26 protein-coding genes and 1 pseudogene are annotated in these 22,221 nt (G+C 57.1%); 6 read left to right on the top strand and 21 right to left on the bottom strand.

The window, feature by feature from the left end; all coding sequences use genetic code 11:
- Positions 1-58: 58 nt before the first annotated feature.
- The 8 genes from ACOYNV_RS01700 to glnA all read right to left on the bottom strand — a co-directional run bounded on the left by ACOYNV_RS01700 (position 59) and on the right by glnA (position 7,950).
- On the bottom strand, positions 59-1,093 hold the full coding sequence (locus tag ACOYNV_RS01700) for an SPFH domain-containing protein (protein ID WP_422897999.1): 1,035 nt from the start codon (positions 1,091-1,093) through the stop codon (positions 59-61).
- A gap of 146 nt (positions 1,094-1,239) precedes the next feature.
- Complete coding sequence (locus tag ACOYNV_RS01695; protein WP_422897998.1) at positions 1,240-1,644, bottom strand: DUF350 domain-containing protein; 405 nt, start codon at positions 1,642-1,644, stop codon at positions 1,240-1,242.
- Between the two features lie 62 nt (positions 1,645-1,706).
- The gene (locus tag ACOYNV_RS01690) at positions 1,707-2,426 is read right to left on the bottom strand and encodes a type III pantothenate kinase (RefSeq protein WP_422897997.1); all 720 of its coding nucleotides are present in this window, start codon (positions 2,424-2,426) and stop codon (positions 1,707-1,709) included.
- Entirely contained in the window at positions 2,423-3,238 is an 816-nt protein-coding gene (locus ACOYNV_RS01685) for a biotin--[acetyl-CoA-carboxylase] ligase (RefSeq protein WP_422897996.1), read from the bottom strand. Before ACOYNV_RS01685 ends, ACOYNV_RS01690 begins: the two co-directional genes overlap by 4 nt.
- A gap of 37 nt (positions 3,239-3,275) precedes the next feature.
- Positions 3,276-4,700, bottom strand: a complete 1,425-nt coding sequence (ntrC, locus tag ACOYNV_RS01680; RefSeq protein WP_422897995.1) for a nitrogen regulation protein NR(I) — start codon at positions 4,698-4,700, stop codon at positions 3,276-3,278.
- Positions 4,701-4,754: 54 nt separating this feature from the next.
- The gene (glnL, locus tag ACOYNV_RS01675; RefSeq protein ID WP_422897994.1) at positions 4,755-5,831 is read right to left on the bottom strand and encodes a nitrogen regulation protein NR(II); all 1,077 of its coding nucleotides are present in this window, start codon (positions 5,829-5,831) and stop codon (positions 4,755-4,757) included.
- A 35-nt stretch (positions 5,832-5,866) separates the two neighbouring features.
- A complete protein-coding gene (locus ACOYNV_RS01670; protein WP_422897993.1) occupies positions 5,867-6,373 on the bottom strand; it encodes a DUF4124 domain-containing protein in 507 nt (168 codons plus the stop codon).
- A gap of 161 nt (positions 6,374-6,534) precedes the next feature.
- Positions 6,535-7,950 (bottom strand): type I glutamate--ammonia ligase, encoded by a 1,416-nt coding sequence (gene glnA / locus ACOYNV_RS01665; RefSeq protein WP_422897992.1) that lies wholly within the window; start codon positions 7,948-7,950, stop codon positions 6,535-6,537.
- A 400-nt stretch (positions 7,951-8,350) separates the two neighbouring features.
- On the opposite strand from glnA, the gene ACOYNV_RS01660 reads away from it, so the two are divergent.
- From ACOYNV_RS01660 to ACOYNV_RS01640, 5 genes are all read left to right on the top strand, one after another.
- A complete protein-coding gene (locus ACOYNV_RS01660; RefSeq protein WP_422897991.1) occupies positions 8,351-8,800 on the top strand; it encodes a rhodanese-like domain-containing protein in 450 nt (149 codons plus the stop codon).
- A 228-nt stretch (positions 8,801-9,028) separates the two neighbouring features.
- Complete coding sequence (nadA, locus tag ACOYNV_RS01655; protein ID WP_422897990.1) at positions 9,029-10,126, top strand: quinolinate synthase NadA; 1,098 nt, start codon at positions 9,029-9,031, stop codon at positions 10,124-10,126.
- 5 nt (positions 10,127-10,131) lie between these two features.
- A complete protein-coding gene (locus ACOYNV_RS01650) occupies positions 10,132-10,914 on the top strand; it encodes an endonuclease/exonuclease/phosphatase family protein (protein ID WP_422898050.1) in 783 nt (260 codons plus the stop codon).
- The gene (gene clsB / locus ACOYNV_RS01645; RefSeq protein ID WP_422897989.1) at positions 10,904-12,064 is read left to right on the top strand and encodes a cardiolipin synthase ClsB; all 1,161 of its coding nucleotides are present in this window, start codon (positions 10,904-10,906) and stop codon (positions 12,062-12,064) included. Before ACOYNV_RS01650 ends, clsB begins: the two co-directional genes overlap by 11 nt.
- A 359-nt stretch (positions 12,065-12,423) precedes the next feature.
- Entirely contained in the window at positions 12,424-12,585 is a 162-nt protein-coding gene (locus ACOYNV_RS01640) for a hypothetical protein (RefSeq protein ID WP_422897988.1), read from the top strand.
- Positions 12,586-12,730: 145 nt separating this feature from the next.
- On the opposite strand, the gene ACOYNV_RS01635 is transcribed toward ACOYNV_RS01640, so the two are convergent.
- The 5 genes from ACOYNV_RS01635 to ACOYNV_RS01615 all read right to left on the bottom strand — a co-directional run bounded on the left by ACOYNV_RS01635 (position 12,731) and on the right by ACOYNV_RS01615 (position 16,458).
- Entirely contained in the window at positions 12,731-13,012 is a 282-nt protein-coding gene (locus ACOYNV_RS01635) for a type II toxin-antitoxin system YafQ family toxin (protein ID WP_422897987.1), read from the bottom strand.
- Positions 12,999-13,265 (bottom strand): type II toxin-antitoxin system RelB/DinJ family antitoxin, encoded by a 267-nt coding sequence (locus tag ACOYNV_RS01630; protein ID WP_422897986.1) that lies wholly within the window; start codon positions 13,263-13,265, stop codon positions 12,999-13,001. The genes ACOYNV_RS01635 and ACOYNV_RS01630 overlap by 14 nt, the downstream gene beginning before the upstream one ends.
- 295 nt (positions 13,266-13,560) lie before the next feature.
- Entirely contained in the window at positions 13,561-13,941 is a 381-nt protein-coding gene (locus tag ACOYNV_RS01625) for a clan AA aspartic protease (protein ID WP_422897985.1), read from the bottom strand.
- Between the two features lie 224 nt (positions 13,942-14,165).
- Positions 14,166-15,842, bottom strand: a complete 1,677-nt coding sequence (locus ACOYNV_RS01620; RefSeq protein ID WP_422897984.1) for a Wzy polymerase domain-containing protein — start codon at positions 15,840-15,842, stop codon at positions 14,166-14,168.
- A gap of 124 nt (positions 15,843-15,966) precedes the next feature.
- Positions 15,967-16,458 carry a pilin gene (locus ACOYNV_RS01615; RefSeq protein ID WP_422897983.1) on the bottom strand — a complete coding sequence of 164 codons (492 nt, stop codon included), beginning with the start codon at positions 16,456-16,458 and terminating at the stop codon, positions 15,967-15,969.
- A gap of 253 nt (positions 16,459-16,711) precedes the next feature.
- Between ACOYNV_RS01615 and ACOYNV_RS01610 the strand changes: the two genes are divergently transcribed.
- A complete protein-coding gene (locus tag ACOYNV_RS01610) occupies positions 16,712-17,200 on the top strand; it encodes a tetratricopeptide repeat protein (protein WP_422897982.1) in 489 nt (162 codons plus the stop codon).
- A 415-nt stretch (positions 17,201-17,615) separates the two neighbouring features.
- On the opposite strand, the gene ACOYNV_RS01605 is transcribed toward ACOYNV_RS01610, so the two are convergent.
- From ACOYNV_RS01605 to pmbA, 8 genes and pseudogenes are all read right to left on the bottom strand, one after another.
- On the bottom strand, positions 17,616-17,924 hold the full coding sequence (locus ACOYNV_RS01605) for a helix-turn-helix domain-containing protein (protein WP_422897981.1): 309 nt from the start codon (positions 17,922-17,924) through the stop codon (positions 17,616-17,618).
- Entirely contained in the window at positions 17,917-18,087 is a 171-nt protein-coding gene (locus tag ACOYNV_RS01600) for a type II toxin-antitoxin system RelE/ParE family toxin (RefSeq protein WP_422897980.1), read from the bottom strand. The genes ACOYNV_RS01605 and ACOYNV_RS01600 overlap by 8 nt, the downstream gene beginning before the upstream one ends.
- A gap of 277 nt (positions 18,088-18,364) precedes the next feature.
- Positions 18,365-18,541, bottom strand: a complete 177-nt coding sequence (locus tag ACOYNV_RS01595) for a hypothetical protein (RefSeq protein ID WP_422897979.1) — start codon at positions 18,539-18,541, stop codon at positions 18,365-18,367.
- A 16-nt stretch (positions 18,542-18,557) separates the two neighbouring features.
- Positions 18,558-18,854: a BrnA antitoxin family protein gene (locus ACOYNV_RS01590; protein ID WP_422897978.1), complete on the bottom strand. Its 297-nt coding sequence runs from the start codon at positions 18,852-18,854 to the stop codon at positions 18,558-18,560.
- A gap of 13 nt (positions 18,855-18,867) precedes the next feature.
- A complete protein-coding gene (locus tag ACOYNV_RS01585) occupies positions 18,868-19,095 on the bottom strand; it encodes a BrnT family toxin (protein ID WP_422897977.1) in 228 nt (75 codons plus the stop codon).
- A gap of 31 nt (positions 19,096-19,126) precedes the next feature.
- A complete protein-coding gene (locus ACOYNV_RS01580; protein WP_422897976.1) occupies positions 19,127-19,522 on the bottom strand; it encodes a hypothetical protein in 396 nt (131 codons plus the stop codon).
- Between the two features lie 183 nt (positions 19,523-19,705).
- A pseudogene (locus ACOYNV_RS01575) lies at positions 19,706-20,790 on the bottom strand (TRAP transporter substrate-binding protein).
- A gap of 47 nt (positions 20,791-20,837) precedes the next feature.
- Entirely contained in the window at positions 20,838-22,211 is a 1,374-nt protein-coding gene (pmbA, locus tag ACOYNV_RS01570) for a metalloprotease PmbA (RefSeq protein WP_422897975.1), read from the bottom strand.
- Positions 22,212-22,221 lie beyond the last annotated feature (10 nt).

Genomic DNA, 22,221 nt, shown 5'->3' with positions numbered 1-22,221 from the left:
CCTTTGCGCCTTCGCGGTTGGTGTTGGTCTTTTCACGAGCCATCCGACCGGGCTGAATTCAGCTCAGTTTGCCCAGCAACTCGGCTTTCTTGGCGTCAAACTCGGCTTGCGACAGGATGCCCTTGGCCACCAGTCCATGCAGTTTTTCGAGCGTGGCAACGATATCGTCGGCATTGACCGCCGCCGGCGCCGCTACGGCGGCGGCAACTGCCGGCTGTGATGCGCCCGGCTGCATGGCTTGCGTCATGGCCTGCGCCATGCCTTGCCCGATGCTCATTCCGGCCCCCAGACCAGCGCCGATGCCGGCCATCCCGCCCTCGTTCTGCGCTGCCAGCGGAATGCTGTTGGCCACCTGGTACTGGGTGAAGCGGCCCATGTCACCGATCATGTTCATGCTGATCTTGGTGTCGAGGATCTTCTGCAGTTCTTCCGGCAGCGAGACGTTCTGCACGACAAAGCTGTCGAGGGCCAGGCCGTAACGGTCGAACACCGGTTCCAGCTTGGTCTTCAGCGCGGTGCTGAATTCGGACTGATTGGCCGCCATGTCGATGAAGGGAACGCCCGATTCGCCGAACAAATCAGTCATCGAGCTGATTACCAGGCTGCGCAACTGGCCATCAAGATCATCGACGACGTACTGCTCGCGCGTGCCGGAAATTTCCTTGTAGAACTTTCCCGGATCGGTGAGTTTGTACGAATAGATGCCGAATGCGCGCATCCGCACCATGCCGAAATCCTTGTCGCGGATGGTGATCGGATTCGGTGTTCCCCACTTGCGGTCGAGTTGCAGGCGCGTCGAGAAGAAATAGACATCGGACTTGAAGGGCGAGGCAAACAGCTTGTCCCAGTTCTTCAGGTTGGTCAGGACCGGCAGCGTCTGGGTGGTCAGCGTGTGCAGGCCGGGGCCGAAGATGTCGGCGACCTGCCCCTCATTGACGAAAACCGCCATCTGTGAATCGCGCACGGTCAGCTTGGCGCCGTTCTGGATTTCGAAATCCTGCATCGGGTAGCGGTAGGCCAGCACCCCATCGCCTTCTTCAGTCCAGTGAATAACGTCGATGAATTGTTTTTTGATGAAATCCATGAGTGCCATGTCGATCTCCTAGAGTATTAACGTGAAAGTCGCGCGAGCGACTCTCGAACCTCCCCTCGCCCTCTGGGAGGGGTCGGGGGTGAGGGAAACGGGCATGACTTTCATAATTTGGAGCGCCTTTCAAAGCCATGCCCGTTAGTGCCGGATTAATAGGCCATGCAGGCGGCGTTGGTCAGCCCGACCGTCAGCGAAAGTGAGGCGAGGAAAATTGCCGGCGCCAGTTTTCCGGCTGAAATATCTTCGATCAGATGCGGCAGCGTGAAGCGCGCCACCAAATAGGCCAGCAACTGGATCACGCCGGCAATTGCCCCCCAGGCGGCGAGGTCGGCCAGCGTGTCGCTGTGGGCGATCACATTGGCAATCGGCATGGCAAACCCGAACAGGGCGCCGGAAAGGCTCACGGCGGCGGCGGTGTTGCCCTGCCGGATCAGGCCGATTTCGTCATAAGGCGTGACGTTGACGTAGATGAGAAAAAATACCGCAATCAACGCCACGGCTACGGCAAAATAGGCAAGAAAGGCAGGCAGCATGGCCAGCATTTTAGGCAACATGAGGTTTCTCCAATTCGCAAACTACGCCTTGCCGGATTGATCCGGCCGACACACCCGCAAGATTACTGCGAAGCGCCGTAGCGCACCAGTCCATCGAGAATAAGATTTTCGGACATTTTGAACGGGATGTTCAAATACGGCGCAATGCAGGGCGCGGCTCCACCCGTCAGCAGACAGATCGCTCCCGGCTTGCCTGACAATCCCGAGAACATGCGTTCGATGGCGCCGATCTGGGCCTGCAGACAACCGCTGGCGATGGCATCCATGGTATTGCGCGGCTCGGAACGGAACTCGCCTTCAGCCAGCGGCAGCTGGGCGGTGTTGCCGGCCAGCGAGGCGCGCATCAGCTCAATGCCCGGCAGGATCAGCCCGCCGCGGAATACCCCAGTCGCATCGAGGCAATCGACCGTGGTCGCCGTACCGGCGCAAACCACAAGGCAGTCGGTGGCGACCTGAGCATGGGCGCCGATCAGCGCCGCCCAGCGGTCGGCGCCAAGGCGCTCGGGCTGCTCATAACCATTGCGTACGCCACAAACCCCGGCGCTGGAGCGCAGCCAAAGCAGTGCGGGGAAGCGTTGCGCCAGCGCAGCGTTTATCGCCTGTTCAACCGCCTCGCCGGCCACGTTGCAGGCGACGACTCGCGCCGCATCGGGCCAGGCGGCAGACACCTCGGCCAGGCGTGCGGCTTCGCCGGTAGGCAGTACGCCTTGAGCGACCCATGCCGCGCCATCATGCACACCCCACTTGAGGCGCGTATTGCCGGCGTCGATGGCGATCATCATGAAAGGGCACGCAGTGAAAGGTCGCCGGACAGGCAGCGCTCGATACCAGCCGCCGTGAGCACCAGCAACGCACCGTCGACATCGGCGCCACGGCAGATGCCTTCTTTCTCGACCCGGCCGTCGCGCAGCAGACACACCGGACGATCCTGCCAGGCATGCAGCGCCTGCCACTGATTACGCAGTTCGGCAAATCCGCCGCTTGAGAAGCGGTCAAAAACATGCGCCAGTTCAATCAGCAGTTGTGCAAACAAGGCATGCCGTTCCGGCAGGGGAAAGAGTATTTCGTCCAGTGCGGCTGGCGGCAGCGTGAAGTCGTCGCGCTCGCCGATGCTTTCCGGCAGGCTCAGATTCAGGCCGATGCCGATTACTGCCAAGGCACAGCCCGGTTCGCTCTGTAGCTCGACGAGAATGCCGCCCAGCTTTGCATTGCCGAGCAGGATGTCGTTCGGCCATTTGAGCCGGATGCCCGAAGCGCCGCAGGCTTCAAGGGCCTGCACCACGGCGACGCCAACAGCCAGCGAGAGCCCGGCCAGTCGATCAAGGCCGCCATCAAAACGCCAGAGTACGGAAAAGGTGAGACTCGATTCCGGTGATGCGAACCAGCGGCGCCCACGACTGCCGCGCCCGTCCGTTTGCCGGTCTGTCACGATGACGCTGCCAGCCGGAGCGCCCTGTGCAGCACGCACCAGCAGCACCGTGTTGGTCGATTCGCACTCGACCAGCGAATCGACGTCGAAGCGTCCACGTGCCTCCCCGAGCAGGGTTTGCAAACGCACGGGATCGATCAGCAGGGAGGCAGGATTATCAAACATTGCGGCGGCATCGATTGAAGGCCGCCATTATCGCTGATTATCTGGCGGCTTGCCCCGCATCATCGGCCCGCCCGCCATCAAGACCCAGATCCTGAATCTTGCGCGTGATGGTGTTGCGACCTATGCCGAGTGCCAGCGCCGCCTCGATCCGGCGTCCTCCGGTGTGGGTCAGCGCACGGGCTATCAGGACGCGCTCAAAGATATTGGTCAGTTTTTCGTGAACCTGACCATCCCTGCCGGCCAGCAAACGATCAACCTCCATCGCCAGCCCACCCTCCCAATCATAGGCCGTGGACAGCGGAGACGTTTCACGCAGTTCCGGCGGCAGATCGGCGAAATCAACCTGCTGGCCCGGGGCCATGACGGTAAGCCAATGACAGATGTTTTCCAGTTGCCGCACGTTGCCCGGAAAATCCAGCGTGGCCAGATGCCTGAGCGCCGCATCGGAAAAACGCTTGGCCTCGACCCCCAGATCCTGCGCGCTCTTCTGCAGGAAATGGCGGGCCAGAATCGGGATGTCCTCACGCCGCTCGCGCAAGCTCGGCAAGCGCACGCGAATCACGTTGAGACGGTGGAACAGATCCTCACGAAACAAGCCTTCCTTGACCCGAGCTTCCAGATTCTGGTGCGTGGCGGCGATGATGCGCACGTTGGCCTTGATCGGCGAATGCCCGCCGACGCGGTAGTAGTTGCCATCCGAAAGCACACGCAGCAGACGTGTCTGCAATTCGGAAGGCATGTCACCGATCTCGTCGAGGAACAGCGTGCCGCCTTCGGCCTGCTCAAAACGGCCACGCCGCTGCGCTGCCGCACCGGTAAAGGCACCGCGCTCATGGCCAAAGAGCTCGGATTCGAGCAGATCCTTGGGAATCGCTGCGGTATTGATGGCGATGAACGGCTTGTCGGAACGCAGGCTGTGTCGATGCACGGCGCGCGCCACCAACTCCTTGCCCGAGCCCGATTCGCCAGTGATCATCACCGTCGCCGTCGATTGACTCAGGCGGCCAATGGCACGAAAAACTTCCTGCATGGCCGGCGCCTGGCCGAGAATCTCCGGCACCAGGCCAACCTCAGTGGACGCACCAACCTGGTGCAAGCTCTCGTCAATGGCTCGGCGAATCAACTCCAGTGCCTGATCGACATCAAACGGCTTGGGCAGATATTCGAAAGCTCCGCCCTGGAAAGCCGCGACCGCGCTGTCCAGATCCGAGTAGGCGGTCATGATGATCACCGGCAACGAAGGAAAACGCTCCTTGACCTGTTTGAGCAGTTCAAGCCCCGACTCGCCGGGCATGCGGATGTCCGACACCAGCACCTGCGGGGGCTCGACGCCCAGATCAAGTTGCGAAAGCGCTTCGCTGGCCGAGGCAAAGCTCCTGAATGGCACCTGCTCGCGGGACAGGGTTTTTTCCAGCACCCAGCGAATTGACTTGTCGTCGTCGACGATCCAAACAGGTTTCATTGATTTTCCAGACATCTTGAATAGTATGAGGAAGCTATAGCAAATAGCTTGCCATCACCCCGTGATCAAGGGCATCCGGATCGTAAAACAGGTGTATCCGGGGCGACTTACGCACTCGATCGTCCCCTGGTGTTGCTGAACGAAGCTCTGCGCCAGGGTCAGGCCGAGACCGCTGCCTCCCGGGCGACCGGAAACCAGCGGGTAAAACATGCGCTCGCGAATGTCGTCCGGAATGCCCGGGCCGTTGTCGATTACCTGTAACTCTAGCGCCAGCCGATGGCGCCGCTTGGCCAGCGTGACCTGCCGGTCGACACGGGTACGCAGCGTGATCTGCCCTGAAGCCGGAACGTCACCTGACTGCCCTTTGATGGCCTGCGCTGCATTGCGCGCGATATTGAGCACGGCCTGGATCAGTTGCTCGCGATCACCCACCAGTTCGGGCAAACTGGTGTCGTAATCGCGGTGGACGGTGAGAGTCTGCGGGAATTCCGCGGTCAGCAGACTGCGCACCCGTTCAAGAATTTCGTGAATGTTGACCGGCCCCGGCTGCATCGGCCGATGCGGCGAAAGCAAGCGCCGCATCAGATCCTGCAAGCGGTCCGCTTCCTTGATGATGACCTGTGTGTACTCGCGCAAGTCAGGGTTGTTGAGCTCATGTTCGAGCAACTGTGCCGCCCCGCGAATGCCGCCGAGCGGGTTCTTGATTTCATGCGCCAGATTACGGATCAGTTCACGGCTGGCGATTTGCTGCTCAAGCAGGCGCTCTTCGCGCGTCGCTTTCAATTGCTGATCGATCGGCCACAGTTCGACCAGAAGCCCAGCGCCCTGCGTATCGATCGTACTGACTGTACAGTTGAGATGCAGGACTACACCGTCATTTCGGACAAGTTTTATGCTCTGACCGGTATAGCTCCAGCCTGACGAGAATGTATTGTCCAGCGTTTCCTGAAGTGCGCTGGGACAATCCACGACATTTTCCAGGTGGCATCCGGTCACGGCTTTGCTGCTGAGCGCCAGCAGATTCTCCGCAGCGGAGTTCATGTAATGGATGGCAAAATTCTTGTCGAGCAAAATCACCGACGAGGAAAGCAGATCGAGCCCGCCGAACTGGTTGCTCAAGGGATCAGGCATGGGCGTCAGACAGCATCAAGCGCACCATTTTCGGATCAGCGCAGCTTTGAAATTTCTTTCTGGATGGCCTCGATATTGCGCTCATGCAAAGCCACCTTGTCCCTGAACGGCTGCACTCGCTCCTCGACCTTGCCGCCACTGATGCCACCGCCGCCTTTGTACTGCATGCGTTCATTGGGTAGCACGGTGGCTTCCTGTTCGGCGAGATCCTTCTTCGCCTGCTCAAGATTCTTCTGCTCGGCGGTCAATTCGCTTTCGAGAATACGCCGGCGATCCGTATCGCGTGACTTTTGCGCGTTGTCGTCAACCTTGGGAAATGTGGCCGGCGTCGGGGTTTTCGTTGCGGCCTTGGTCGCCGGACTACTAACCGGGGAGCCCATATCCATTGCCGAGCACTTGGCGCCCTTTGCTGAAGACTTTATGTTTGAAAACGATTTGTGCCCGCTTTCATCGGTGCACTGATACATGACATCCGCCTGGACAGGGATGGCGGCCAGGAAGAGCAATGCAGCGAGCGGGAAATAAAACTTTCGGGAATTCATCGCGTTCCTATCCGTTGTTGATAGCCAGCATTCTGAGGCCAACTACACATATCAGTGTATGGGATACCCCGATTAAATACAAACGCAGCAAGCCCGCAGGCGGTGGACAAAAAAAAGGACGGGCATGCCCGTCCTTTTTTACTGCCAGGCTACTAAATGGATCAGCAGCTATAGTACAAATCGAATTCAACCGGGTGGGTCGTCATGCGAACCTTGTTGACTTCTTCCATCTTCAGTTCGAGGTAGGCATCGATCCAGTCGCTGGAGAAGACACCGCCACGGGTCAGGAATTCACGATCAATATCGAGTGCGGCCAGAGCTTCTTCGAGGCTGGCGCAAACGGTCGGGATCTTTGCATCCTCTTCCGGCGGCAGATCGTAGAGGTTCTTGTCGGCTGCATCGCCAGGGTGGATCTTGTTCTGGATGCCGTCCAGACCGGCCATCAGCAACGCCGTGAAGCACAGGTACGGGTTGGCGATCGGGTCCGGGAAACGCGTTTCGATACGGCGCGCCTTGTCGGACGCAACGTGCGGAATGCGGATCGAAGCGGAACGGTTCTTGGCCGAGTAAGCCAGCTTGACCGGTGCTTCATAGTGCGGAACCAGACGTTTGTACGAGTTGGTGCCCGGATTGGTGATAGCGTTCAGCGCCTTGGCGTGCTTGATGATGCCACCGATGTAGAAAAGCGCCATTTCCGACAGACCGGCGTAGCCGTTGCCGGCGAACAGGTTCTTGCCATCCTTCCAGATCGATTGATGCACGTGCATGCCCGAGCCGTTGTCGCCAACGATCGGTTTCGGCATGAAGGTAGCGGTCTTGCCGTATTGATGGGCAACGTTATGCACCACGTACTTGAGAATCTGCGTCCAGTCGGCGCGCTTGACCAGCGTGCTGAACAGGGTGCCGATTTCGCATTGACCGGCGGTTGCCACTTCGTGATGATGGACTTCAACCGGCACGCCAAGCGATTCCAGCGTCAGGCACATGGCCGAACGGATGTCGTGCAGGCTGTCGACCGGGGGAACCGGGAAGTAGCCGCCCTTGACCGTCGGGCGATGACCCGTGCCGCCGCCAGATTCACTCTTCTCGCCCGAGGTCCATGCGGCTTCGGCCGAGTAGATCTTCAGGTTGCAGCCGGACATGTCGACGCCCCATTCGACGGAGTCGAAGATGAAGAATTCGGGTTCCGGACCAAAATAGGCGGTATCGCCGATGCCGGTGGACTTCAGGTAGGCTTCAGCGCGCTTGGCGATCGAGCGCGGATCGCGGTCATAGCCACGGCCATCGGCTGGGTCAACGACGTCGCAGGTCAGAACCAGCGTCGTTTCGTCGAAGAAGGGGTCGATATAGGCGGTTGAGGGATCCGGCATCAACTGCATGTCGGAGGCTTGAATGCCTTTCCAGCCAGCAATCGAGGAGCCGTCGAAAGCGTGGCCATTCTCGAACTTGTCTTCGTCGAAGGCGCTGACCGGAACTGTAACGTGCTGCTCCTTGCCACGGGTGTCAGTAAAACGGAAGTCGACGAACTTGACGTCGTTTTCCTTGACCATATCGATTACATCTTGCGGGGTTGCCATATGCAAAGTCTCCTCAGCGGATACCGGTAATTCCGGCGACAGTAGAATTAAAAATAAGGTGCCTTGGGTAATAGCAGAAACCATGCCAATCCGTTCGCTGCTAACGGGCATGGCTTTGCAAGGCGCCCCAAATTATGAAAGTCATGCCCGTTTCCCTCACCCCCGACCCCTCTCCCGGAGGGCGAGGGGAGATTCGAGAGTCACTGGGGCGACTTTCACGCTAACGCGGCATTGTGCCATAAGGCAATATTGCTTACTCAAGGGTTTTAAATGCACTGGCGTGGTGCGTTTTTTTACAACAACGCACCACGCCAGTGCCATTGATGCCTTTTTCATAAACGGCACAGGCAGAGCAAGTGATTTATACTTTACATCCTTCTTTTTGATACTGATAACTCTCATGGGAAAACTGACCGATCTCCTGAAACTGGCCCATACACGCGCCAGCGAACTCGGACTGCCTTATGCCGGCGCACTGACGCCCAAGGAAGCCTGTGAAATCTGGCAACTGGCACCCGGAGCCAAACTCGTCGACGTCCGCACCCGCGCCGAGTGGGATTGGGTCGGCCGCATTCCCGGCGCCGAAGAAATCGAATGGTTAAGCTACCCGTCAAATCAGCCCAACAGCCATTTCCTCGCGCAATTGAAGAAACAGGTCGACCCGGAAGCGCTGGTCATGTTCATCTGCCGCAGCGGCATTCGCTCGCACCACGCCGCCTGCCTTGCCAGCCAGGCCGGATACAACGAGTGTTACAACGTGCTTGAGGGCTTTGAAGGCGACAAGGACGCCAACGGACAACGCGGCAAGACCGGCGGCTGGCGCCATGCCGGGCTACAGTGGAAAAGCTGAAGTCAAACACCTGAGAGCATGAGAATAGATCAAGAATCCACCGCAGAGGCGCAAAGACGCAGAGAAAACGCAGAGGAACCCCCATTGTTTTTAAAGGTTTTCTCTGCGAAACCTCTGCGTCTTTGCGGCTCTGCGGTGGGTGTTAAGGCTTTTTTTCACGGCCTCTGAGACAATTCCCTTCTGCTACCGCCCGTTTATCCATCCACGGCAACGATTTGAGAATATGCAATGCAAACCGCGACCATCGCCTTTGACCGATTCAACCAACTGCAGGACGACGCCTGCCACGAACGTATTCGTGTTGCCCGGGCAAAGCTCGGCAAGAAGGCCGTTCTGCTCTGCCACCACTATCAGCGTGCCGATGTTTATCAATACGCCGACCTGACCGGCGACTCGCTCAAACTCTCCCGCCTCGCCGCCCAAGCCGATGCCGAATATATCGTTTTCTGCGGCGTCCATTTCATGGCCGAGGTTGCCGACATCATGTCCAAACCTCACCAGAAAGCCATCCTGCCCGACCTGGCGGCTGGCTGCTCGATGGCCGACATGGCCAATCTGGCCAAGGTCGAACGCTGCTGGCGCGAGTTGAGTTCGGTACTGAACGCCGAAGAATCAGTCACACCGGTGACCTACATCAATTCTGCGGCCGACCTCAAGGCTTTCTGCGGCGAGCATGGCGGCATCGTATGCACTTCGTCGAATGCCGGAACAATTGCCGGGTGGGCATTCGGGCAACGCGAGAAGATACTGTTCTTCCCCGACCAGCATCTTGGCCGCTGGACAGGTTACAAAATGGGCATCCCGCTCGACGAGATGATGGTCTGGGACCCCGATCTCGAACTCGGAGGCCTGACGCCTGAACAGATTCACAAGGCCCGGCTGCTGCTCTGGAAAGGCCACTGTGCGGTGCACCAGATGTTCCAGCCGGCGCACATCCTGAAGTTCCGCAACCAGTATCCGGACGGGCTGGTCATCGCCCACCCGGAGTGCAGCTTCGAGGTGTGCAAGCAGTCGGACTACGTCGGCTCGACCGAGCTGATCGTCAAGACCATCAGGGAAGCCCCGCCAAACACGCGCTGGCTGGTCGGCACCGAGTTGAATCTGGTTAATCGACTGGCCGAGGAAATGAAACCCGAAGGCAAGATCGTCCACTTCATGTCGCCGACCGTCTGCATGTGCTCGACGATGCAGCGCATCGATCCGCAGCATCTGGCATGGACGCTGGAAAATCTGGCCGAAGGCCAGGTTGTCAACCAGATCAAGGTACCGGAGCACGAATTGGTTCTCGCCAGGCTGGCACTGGAAAGGATGCTTGCGGTTTCGTGAGTGCCATGAACACCTCGCAATTAAAGGTTCTTACCTACAACATCCACAAGGGTTTCTCCCAATTCAATCAGCACATGATGGTGCATGAACTGCGCGAACAACTGCGCGAGGTGGGGGCCGACATCGTTTTCCTGCAGGAAGTCCAGGGCATGCACAGCAAGCATGCCGAGAAAATTGACAATTGGCCGGACGGGTCGCAACAAGACTTCCTTGCTGCAGACGTCTGGCAATCGACCTCCTACGGCAGCAACGTGATCTACGACCACGGACACCACGGCAATGCGATTCTTGCCCGCTTCCCGATCGAGCATTCGCACAATCAGGACGTCACCCACCATCGCTTCGAGCGGCGCGGCCTGTTGCATTGCGCCATCAACGTGCCGGGGCTGGAAAAGGCGCTGCATTGTGTCTGCGCCCACCTCTCGCTGTTCGCCCGTTCTCGGCGCCGGCAACTGGATGCCCTGGCCGGGTATCTTGAGAATATCGCCGACCCTGACTCGCCACTGATCATTGCCGGTGACTTCAACGACTGGCGCAACGAGGCTGACGAATTACTGGCGCAGCGTCTCGGCCTGTGCGAGGTTTTTGGCGGCGCCTATGGCAGCCCCGGATCGCCGGGACGCAGCTTCCCGGCCAAACGGCCAGTCCTGCGACTGGACCGCATCTACGTGCGCGGCTTCTCGGTCACTCATGCCGAGATGCATTTCGGCGATCCGTGGTCGAAAATTTCCGACCACGCCGCGCTCTCCGCTAATCTGCTGCACGACAACTGCGGCGATGTCCGCTGAATTCCTGCCCGGCAACCGACTGACATTGCTTGACAGCGGAGCCGAATTCTTTCCGGCGCTGCTCACCGCGATCAACGAAGCCCGGCATGAAGTGCATCTTGAAAGCTATATTTTTGAGGATGACAGCACCGGCCGGGCTGTTTCCGACGCCTTGATGGCAGCAGCTCGGCGCGGCGTCGAGGTGCGCGTTCTGGTCGACGGATTTGGCGCCCCCGCCTTTTCACGCACGCTGATGCCCGCGCTGACCGACGCCGGCGTCATGGCGCTGGCCTATCGACCCGACCTCTCGCGCTTTAAGTTGCGCCGCCACCGGCTACGCCGCCTGCATCGCAAACTGGCGGTCATCGATGGGGAAATTGCCTTCGTTGGCGGCATCAATATCATCGACGACCTCAACAATCCGGATCAGTCACCTCCGCGTTACGACTACGCCGTACGGCTTGAAGGCCCGTTGCTCATGCCGATCCAGCGCAGCATGCAACGGCTCTGGGAAATCGTCATCTGGGTCAAAATGAAACGGCGCTTCCGGATCGTGCGTGGCCCGGAGCCGAACCCTTCGCCACGCGGAGATCAGGCAGCGGCCTTTCTGGTACGCGACAACATCAGGCATCGCCGGGATATCGAAGAGGCCTATCTGGCGGCGATCGCCGACGCCCGCGAAAACATCCTGATCGCCAACGCCTACTTCCTGCCCGGTCGGCGCTTTCGGCGCGCACTGAGCGATGCCGTACAGCGCGGAGTGCAGGTAACCATCCTGCTCCAGGGCCGCATTGAGTACCGCCTGTTCCATTACGCCACGCAAGCGCTTTACAGCAAGCTGCTGAACGCCGGCATTCACATCTTCGAATACCACCACAGCTTCCTGCACGCCAAGGTGGCGGTCATTGATGAGCAGTGGGCAACCGTCGGTTCGTCCAACATCGACCCCTTCAGCCTGTTGCTGGCCAAGGAAGCCAACCTCGTCGTACTGGACGCTAAATTTGCGGCTGAATTGCGCTGCAGCCTGGGGAAAGCCATGCAGGAAGGCGCGCAAGAACTGCCGCCGCAGCGCTGGCAACAACTGCCTTGGCACTCGCGCCTGTTACGCTGGGCGAGCTACAACCTGGTTCGCTTCGCTATCGGCATCTCGGGTTACGGCGGCAAACACTGACCGGGAAAGATGCAATATGGCGCAGCATTAATCGCTGGAAGCCGCGCCAATTGGCGATCTACAAGCATTAAAGCTGTAAAGACAGCAAATACGCCACTCTACAGCAACATGGCCTGTAGATCGCCTATCCATGCGGACTTCAGCGATAGGCCAAGTAATAAGCTCTGCGTGTGAATCAGCTCTTGCGGCTGAACATGAAGTTCGAGAATGCTATGTCATTCGTATGTACTACAAGCTAGTGGTAGCACTGGTTACAGCGGATTATGCGATATTGTTATCTCCTGTTTTCGCTTCCATGTAACCAGTTTGTAAGCAGTTTTCCTCAATACCAAGCAACACGCACCAGAGAAGAACCGGCAATGAACACAGACAAACAGAAGAAACTCAACCAGGACTACGCGGATTTCTTAGTCGAGCATGCAGACGCGAAGGAGCAAGGCAAAGTTCTGGGCAACTTTCTTGAGTGGATACACGCCACAGGCCGGGTGGGAATAAAAATCAAGGAACGCGGCGGAAAGTAGCGCTTCCCCAATTCCGTGCAATCTGTAAGGTATGGGTCTTAGAAGTCTCTGGCAAAGTGTCAATGTGAATCAATATCAATTCATATCTGACGCTAAAAGTGTCAGGCTGGAGCGTAAGGCTAGGCTGTTGTCAAAACTGACATGCTCACCCGAAAAGCTCGCTGTGTGAGCCAAGCCGCGCCAGTCTGAGCTTGTCTGCCCCCGATTTGCGATAGATCAGCAGCAGGTCGGGTTTGACGTGGCATTCACGGTAGCCTGCCCAATCGCCGCTCAAGTCATGGTCGCGGTATTTGGCATCAAGCGGCTGGTCAGTTACCAGATCAACGAGGACGGGCTTTAAGTCGCCATCGAGCGTTGCCCGGTGCTGGCCCTTGGCTTCGCGCTTGTAATCACGTTTGAAGGCAGAAGCCCGGTCAATCGCCCGCATGCAGGTCTGCCATCAAGTCGTCAACGCTGGCGAACCGCTTACCCTTCCCTTTTTCAAGTTCTGCAATGGCCTTGCGCGTTGTGGCGTTTGGAACCTTCACATCGAAGGGCAAACGCCGCTCATCTGCTACCCGCAGCATCAGTAAGCGGATAGCGTCCGAAATGGACAAGCCCATTGCTTCGAGCGCTTCGGCAGCACGTTCCTTGGTGTTGGTGTCAATTCGGGCACGGACATAGGTATCAGCGGTGCTCATGGCGGCTTCCTTTGAAGCGGTTTCAGAGCTTCCATTGTAGTCGCGCTGTGACTACACATCAAGGACGAGGATGTAAGCCCGAACCGCCGAAAATTTCGTTTGAAAATATTGAGGGCTATGTGTAGCGGCTTGCTGGAACCAAACGAAGAAAAACCCCATCGTGTCGACGATGGGGTTTTGGGATAACTCAGGGGCGATCAGGAAACCGTGGTCTGACCCCTATTATTTTTTAACCCCTATTATTTTTTATGGGAGCCCCCTATTATTTCCATGATTAATATGAGTCCCCTGTTGTTCATTTTGCCAGCGCGACCGGGTAATTGGGATGCTGCGGATTTACAATCAATGCTTGCTGGCGAGGGTCAACGACAAGATCCATCGCCTCCAGCGGAATAACGCCGAGTAGCGGCTCGTTTCCCAGAACCACCGCCTCGGTTACATAGCTGCGATTTTCAAAGACGATCTCAATGGGCGCAATTTTAGGAACTTTACGTTGATGCCCATCGGCCAGAGTAACCGTTTGTTGGCGAACCTCGGTAATATCAAACCCCAGTTGCAAAGCAATCTCCTCCGTGACACACATGAAGGTCGCCCCCGTATCAACCAGCGCATTGACCTGCACCTGCTGATTAGTAAAGAGATTGGTGAGTTTCAGTGCCGCATAGGTCAGCCCCATCTTGCTCTCCTTGATCGTGTAAGGGAAAAGAATATTATGCGCCAAACTTTTTGTCAAAGGCTCTGAACCGTTTGATTTCGATCGACAATTACGGAATTGCGCTGTTGCCGGAAGCAAGCGAAGAAAAGCCCCGTCGTGTTGGCGACGGGGCTTTGGGGTAACTCAGGGGCGATCAGGAAACCGTGGTCTGTCCCCTATTATTTGCCCTATTATTTGCTGTCCTATTATTTGCTCGGCATCAAACCTGCTAACTGTGGATAGCGCAACTGTAGCACCGCCCAACTTTCTCGAACTTCGCTGCAGCGTTGGGGTGAGTGAATTTTGCAAATGCGTGCCAGCGTTTCTCGCGCCACTTCGGGCTGGTCATTAAGGCCGGCTGCCAGTGCATAGCGCAGCATCACCGACGAGAACCCATAGCGCTCAGACAGCTTGCGCATCGAGTCCACTTGATCCAAAGTCATGCCGGGCGTAGCCTCGGTGTGGGAAAACTGCAGGAAGGCTCCGAGTTGCGTGAGCAGGTACAACTGGGCCGCAGGTGTCTCGATACGGGTCACGCCGATATGCGCCGACTCAAAGCGCAGGGTACGGTAGTTCTCTTCGGCTTTGAAGTACTCCACGGCCACCCCCACAAACAGAGCACCGAGCAACCCAGTTAAAGACAACAGCGCCCAACGTGGCACCCGTAGTGGCGCTCTGCCTGCTGGAGAAAATTCTTCGACAGCACCCATCGCCAGCCCAGCGGGGATCAGAAAGTAGGCGTACTCCAACGGATACTCCAGCATGCCGTGCGTGACTATGCCTGCCAGCGCCGCCAGCAACCACACTCCCCGTCCATCATGGCAAGCGCGAATATGGGCAATGAACCACCAGGCAAATGCCGCTACGATGAGGCCGCCGATCGGCACGCCGTTCCACAACAACAAATCCAGCACTACGTTATGGCTGTGGTCGAAATACGCCCCGATTGCCGGATGATCGAGCGCCACGCGTTGCTGGGCCACACCCACCTGCTGCCAACCATAGCCCCATAACGGCTCGCGCCCGATCGCATCCAACATTGAGCGCCAATAGGGTAGTCGCACTCCGGCCTGCATCTGGTCATCCAGCGAACGACCGGCAGAGAGCGTCAACAGGTCGTTAATCCATGTCCACAGAAGTACGCCCACCGAAAAAGCCGCGCCCAGCATCAGCAATTGCGCCCGCGTGATGCGTAAGCCGGCCCGCCCACGCAAGGCCAGCCCCAAGAGTACCAGTAGCCCGATTTGCAGCCACCCGGTGCGCGACTGCGACGCCACCATGCCCAGAAGCAAGAAACCTGCTCCCAGCGAAAAGATTGCGCCATTCACCCTTTGCTGCTGATGCAACCAAAGCAGCCCGCACAGACCAAGCAAGCAAAGCGTGCAAAAGTTGTTGGGCTGGGCCACGTTGCCGAATGGCCGTGCACCGGGTGGCAGGTCGGCCGCATAAATATTCAGGCTCAAGGCGCCCGTCCACTGCACCAGCGCGATGCCGACCGAGAACAGCGCCACAAAAAACCAGGCGGTCATTAGCACACTCAGCGCGCCGCTGCGTCCGGCGGAAGCGCCCATCAAGCTGCCGGTCAGCACTGCCGCGAGCCATAGACCGATATACAAAACTCCCATGACAGCATCGCCAGCGAACATCAGCTTGCCGGCAACGAGTTGCCCCAAAATCACAGCTATGCAAACGGCTGCGATGACCGGAAGTCGCCATGAAACACACGCGCCGGCCACGGCATTGGCGGCCATGGATGGAAGCAGCAGCAACAGCCCCATGATTGCCAAGCCATCACTCCAGGTATTGAGCCACGGAGGGTAATGGTTTGGCACCAGCCAAGCTGCTGCCGTCATGACTGTGAAGGATAGGATCGGAATTTTCATGGGCTAGCTGTATTGATCTGCTTGAGCTAAAAAAAACCGCCCTAAGGCGGCTTTCGTTACAGGTGGAATAAGGAGTCTGACCACTATTGACCCTGTTCCCTGTTTGTTCGTTTCGATTTTTTGCTTAGGCGGATCTGCACGAACCCGGAAGATACTTAGCTGGCATGGTGCCTGGGCCGCATATCCACATTTTCACTGTGCCGCCTGCGGTAGGCGCAGTACATGTGGCGAATGTTGTAGCTGTGTCAACAGAACAAGGTGCCAACTTGACCGAACCATTTCCCGCACCCAAGTTTTGACCAGTAACAGTAATAAGGCCTGTATTTGCTGCGGTACTAACTGACGCAACGAATTTGCTAGACGACGAAGCTGACTCGCCACAGCCCCATGAATCAGCTGCTGCAGGCAAGGTAGTTGCAGTCTGAATTGTCTCGGTAATCGTTGTGCGACAAGTGCTGGCTGCCAAAAGCACCTCCGTCACCTTGGCACGCACGGTGTAATCCTGATAAGCCGGCAACGCCACCGCCGCCAAAATACCGATAATCGCCACAACGATCATCAGTTCGATCAGTGTGAAGCCCTTTTGCGTCTGTTGTTTGATCTGAGCAAATTTCATATAACCTCCAAAAGTTTAGTGAGAAACGAGTAGCGAGGCTGAACCAGCTTTGCTGTTTTTTATAGAGCAAATTTTAGGCCATGGCGTATTTGACCCATATTGAGAAGATTAGGACTGCCATTTCTCGATTGGCACTGCTAAGTGGCAGTGCCAATGGCAAAATGGCACTCTTGGCACTGTTAAGTGCAGCGCCAATGGCCATTTTGGCACTGTTGGCACTGTTAAGTGCCAACTCATCAAGGAGAAACCAATCATGCAACTCATCAGCCTTCCCGCCGCAATCACACTGACCGAGTGGAGCGAGCGTACTTTTTGGCGCAAGTTTGCAGATGGTTCTATGGCACGCAAGATCGTGAATGGAAAAACGATGATCCCTCTTGATTTGATCAAACCACACTTATGCCTACCGTTTGAACCCGAAGATTTTCTTGTGCTTAAAAGCGCAGACTCAGGGGATGCTGAGGCTCAAAATGAGATGGCCTTGATTTTCCTGTCTAGCGACAAGCCTAAATGCGCGATTTACTGGCTGGAACAAGCCGCCAAGCAAGGCTATGCTGACGCCATGAACTTGCTTAGCCAATGTTATATGCGTGGTAACGGGGTTCCGAAGGACGAGAACACGGGCGTGATTTGGCTTGCCAAGGCCGCCGCGCATGGTCATTTGATTTCGCAACGCCAGATGGATGGCTTGCGCACTAAGCTGCCACCGACTGAAATAATTGCCTTTAAGCGCGGTAGTTAACTATTTTCAGATAGTGGTTTGCTCTACAGCCAGTATTTTCATTCGCTTTTGCAAGTCCCTTCGGAGATTGATCCGAATGCGCGACAAATACCGTCCAAGTGATCTGGCTGCGAAGCCGGGGTTTAGGGAGCAATGGAACGGTTATGGAAAGCTCGCATACCAGGGGTTATGGAAAGTCTTCGATCTGGGCTTACAACCCAGCTTGGCGACATGCACCACTGCAGCATGGTTTCAAGTCGGGCCGGCCCACTGTCTATCTGGGCGGATATCGCCTCGCGGCCTTTAATGGTGACTGTCAGTTTCATAGCGTGCCTTCAAACGCCTTCAGGTAGGGGAGCCGCGCCAGCCGGGTGAAGGCGCCCGGTTTTCTCTCCGTCGAGATAGGCGCGGCTTTAATCGGTCAGACGACGGTGTTCTACTGCATCCCGATAACCAGACGCTTGCCGCAAGCCATCGCGTACTTCCGCAGGGTTTCGAGCGAAGGCGCATGTTTCCTGCTGCCAAGGCTGGATTCGATGCGTGCCAGTACCGGCTGGCTGACGCCCATCTTGGCGGCTACTTCAGCTTGTGTCATGCCTGCATCTTTTCTGGCTTGTAACAGAACGGCCAGGGCGGCGAATTCATCGTCTAACGCATCGTAGGCTTCACGAAACAGGGCGCTAGTCGTGCGTTTGTTGGCGGCGTGCGCCTTGGGGTCGAAAGCGACGGGATTGAACTTATCCATTCTGTACCTCCTTTAATCTCTGTCGGGCGGTTTTCAATTCCTTGACCGGGGCCTGCTCGGACTTTTTGATGAAGCCATGCAGAATGACAACACGACGGCCAGCAAGTGTGCAGAAGAAAGCCCGCCCAATTCCTTCACGCCCTTTGGCGCGAATTTCAAACAAGCCATCACCAAAAGGTCGTGTGTAGGGCAGCCCAAGGTTAGAACCATGCACCATACCATCATCATTTCGGTTATCCGCGTAAAGCTGGCTTGTATCCCATCCGGCCAGGCAAGAATCTCGTTCTGTACGGAATCGTTGTAAAACTCAAGGGTGTATTCCATGATCGAATATAGCTTATGTGCTATTAAATGGCAAAGCTAAGGCTCGTCCGGTGCTTCTGACAACTTCTAGCCCGATTGCCTGAAACCGTCAGGCGCGGTTCATAACTTCAATTCCTTCACTTGCCGCTTTGCAGCCTTGAAAGCATCTTCCAGAGTAGGGCGGCTTCCATCGTCGCTATCGACACACGGAAGGCTTCGCCACACTTCCAGCCGCTTCCGATGCTGCGGCCATCGACCTGGACGCGCCAATCCAGAATGCGTGGCTTGGGTTGGACAAATTCGATTCGCGGCACGGGTGTCTACTTGCAGTCAGGCGGCTTCTTTATGCAATTCTTCTCGAATGACCTTGCGTATCGTTTCTTCAATATCGGCGTGATGAAATGCGGATTTAAGCGTTTCGTTTATCAGCGTTTGATACCCGCGCTCACCCGCCTGTTGCTTGAAGCGTTCGACGACATCAGCATCAAGATACAAGGTGACGCGCTTCTTCGGCCTCACCACGCGGCCAGCTTCGCGCTTTACCAGCACCAGTTTTCCGGCGTCAATGTCGGTCTGGGTGATAGGCGCATCATCATCAAAGATTTTTGAAGTAGATTTCTTGTTCATTTCGTTCGGCCTTTCACATCGAAATCACGCGGATTTTTTCGTCAGTCTCGGCGGTGACGATAACCACCACCTCATCGTGCAGCATCCCCAACGTAATGAAACGATGTTCACCATAATCGAAGCGCTTGTCTTCAAATGTTATGGCGGCAACACCCTCAATAACCGCTGGCGCATCATCGAAGTCGTACCCGTGTTTCTTGAGGTTGGCGGCTCGCTTCACTTTGTCGCAGAGGTAGCGCATGGTTATAGCGTATGTATGTTTGTGTGCATAGTCAAGAAGCGCTGCTCTGCACCACTCGCAAACCGGCCTTCTCTGGTATGAATTCAATCCCGGCCTGTTCGAGAATCCAAGCTTCAATCTGGCAATGCCACATGCGCAGCAAGTCCAATGGGCGTCGGATGTAGTTCTGTTCTCTCACGCCTTGGGGCGCATGGCCTTGGATTTGCGCGGAAATACCAGCCGGGCACTCAACCCACTCGCACAGACTGGCGAACGACCGGCGCAAGCCATGCAGGGTCAGTTCCAGCCCTGCAACAGCGCAGGCTTGCGCGTGCGACGGGCGCGGGTCAGTAATGCGCCCTTCGGCGGCTTTGGTGCTTGAGAATACGTACTGATTCCGGCGTGGCAATGCGAACAGCAGCGAGGCAACATAGGGCGTCAGCGGCATTCATCTTTCAGAGTAGGGTGAATGGCAAGCCTGTACGCCTGACCATACTCGCTGTGTACTCGTTGCGTACTAACATTTGCAGTAAATCTATCAACACAAAGCAATACAAGGGGAAAGGGTATTTCAGAAGAAACTAGTACTGGCAAGGGTTTTAAGGCTTTTTGATAATATCAATCAACCCTGTTAAATGCCCCTATGCGCAAACATGAAGTTCGAGAAAGAACCTTCCGCGACACGGAACCATGAGTTCTGTTCGTCGGTGAACTTCTTGTAGTCGTCATAGACCTTCTTGAACTCGGGGTTCTTGGCCGAGATTTCGGCATAAAGCTCGATGGCGGCCTTGTAACAGACCTCCAGGACATCCTTTGGAAGAGGCTTCAGTTGCGTCCCGGAAGCGATCAATTGCCTGAGCGCGAGCGGATTCTTGGCGTCGTACCTGGCCAGCATTTCAATATGCGCATCGGCACACGCCGCGGCGACGATCGCCTGGTACTCCTTCGGCAATTCGGCCCACTTCCTGGCATTGATGTAAACCGAAATCTGCGGGCCACCTTCCCACCAACCCGGGTAGTAGTAGTACTTGGCAACCTTGTTGAAGCCGAGCTTCTGGTCGTCGTAGGGCCCGACCCACTCAGCCGCATCGATGGTGCCCTTTTCCAGAGAGGGATAGATGTCGGTGCCCGAAATCTGTTGCGGCACCACGCCGACCTTGGCCAGCACGGCCCCGGCCAGACCGGCAATGCGCATTTTCAGGCCCTTCAAGTCTGCGGCCGTCTTGATTTCCTTGCGGAACCAGCCACCCATTTGAACGCCGGTGTTGCCACAGGGGAAAGATACAATATTGGACTTGGCGAAGAACTCGCTCATCAGTTTCGTGCCGTTCCCGTGGCGGTACCAGGCGTCGGTCTGGCGGTTGTTCATGCCGAAGGGAATGGCCGTATCAATGCAATAGGTGGGATCCTTGCCTAATAGTAATACGAGCAGGTCTGCCCCATTTCCACCGTATTGTCCTTGACTGCATCGTGGACGCCCGGACCGGGAACGATTTCCCCTGCGGCGAATAACTGGATCTGGAATTTTCCGCCAGTCATCTCGGCGATGCGCTTGACCAGAAACTCCCCCGTCCCGTAAAGCGTATCCAGACTCTTCGGGAAACTTGACGCCATGCGCCACTTGATGGTCGGGGCAGTCTGGGCGATGGCGGGCAAAGCCACGGCGCCGGCAGCCAGCCCGACTCCGGCCTTCTTCAGAAATGAACGTCTTTCCATGACTTATTCTCCGAACAGGGTGAACCGCGCTACTCGAAAGCTGATGATCAACTCCCCGCTACCTTCATTTGCTCGATCAGGATCGAACCGACCTGCTTGGAGCCGCGCACCAGCACGTCGTTACCGACGGCCGCTACGTTGCGGAACATGTCGCGCAGATTGCCGGCGATCGTCACTTCTTCAACCGCATGCACGATCTTTCCGCCCTCCACCCAATAACCCGCCGCACCACGCGAATAATCGCCATTCACGTAATTGACGCCCTGACCAAGCAACTCGGTCACCAGCAGGCCGCGCCCCATCTTCTTGAGCAGGCCACGAAAGTCGCGCTTGCCCGGATGCACGATCAGGTTGTGGCAACCACCCGCGTTGCCGGTCGTCTGCAACCCCAGTTTGCGTGCCGTATACGCACTCAGGAAGTAGCCTTGCAAAACGCCGTTGACCACCACTTCACGGTCATGTGTGCGCACTCCGTCGTTGTCGAATGCGCTGCTCGCCATACCGCCGGGCAGATGCGGACGTTCACTGATCTGCATCTTCTTTGAGAAAACGCGCTTGCCAAGACTATCGACGAGAAATGAGGTCTTGCGGTACAGGCTGCCACCACTGACGGCATGAACGAAGCTTCCGACCAGCGACGCCGCAAGCGGCGCTTCAAACAGCACGGGCACCTTGCAGGTCTTGATCTTGCGCGCCCCCAGTCGCGCCAGCGCCCGCCGTGCGGCGTAATCGCCAATCGCCTCCGGCGAGGCAATGCCCAGGGAATCGCGCGACGACGAATACCAGTCGTCGCGCTGCATGTTCTCTTCCTTGCCGGCGATGACCGAGCAGGACAGGTAATGCCGCGAGGTCGGGTAGCCGCCCATGAAGCCGAGGCTGTTGGCGGAAATGAACTGGCCTTCCTGAATCGAGACTGTCGCCCCTTCCGAATTGGTTACCTGCGGACTGACCGCAAAAGCCGCCTGCTCGCAGCGCCGCGCCAGATCGATGGCACTCTCGACCGAAAGCAGCCACGGATGGTAAAGGTCGAGATCGGAAAATCCTTCCTGGCGCGTGGCCAGAAGCGCCGCGTCCGGCAAACCGGCACTGGGGTCGGCCGCCGTGAAGCGGGCGATGTTGAGCGCCGCCTCGACCGTTTCGCGCAATGCCGCCGATGAAAAGTCGGAGGTGCTGGCGTGCCCCTTGTGCTGACCAAGATAGATGGTGACGCCGATTCCCTTGTCGCGGTTGTATTCGATGGTTTCGACTTCGTTGCAGCGAACGGTGACCGATTGCCCAAAGCCTTCCGAAACATCGACCTCGCAATCGCTGGCCCCCGACTTCTTGGCATACGTGAGAACATCCTGCGCGAATTGCTGCAAGGTCTCCAGCGGGTGACTGAAACGTGATTCTGGCGATGCGGAAGCGGTAGTTAGCGACATGGTTTGACGA

The organism is Propionivibrio sp. (genome assembly GCF_049316945.1).
In the GTDB taxonomy this organism is placed as follows: Bacteria; Pseudomonadota; Gammaproteobacteria; order Burkholderiales; family Rhodocyclaceae; genus Propionivibrio.
Note: the sequence above shows the minus strand (reverse complement) of the source record. Positions and strands in the feature narration are given on the sequence as shown.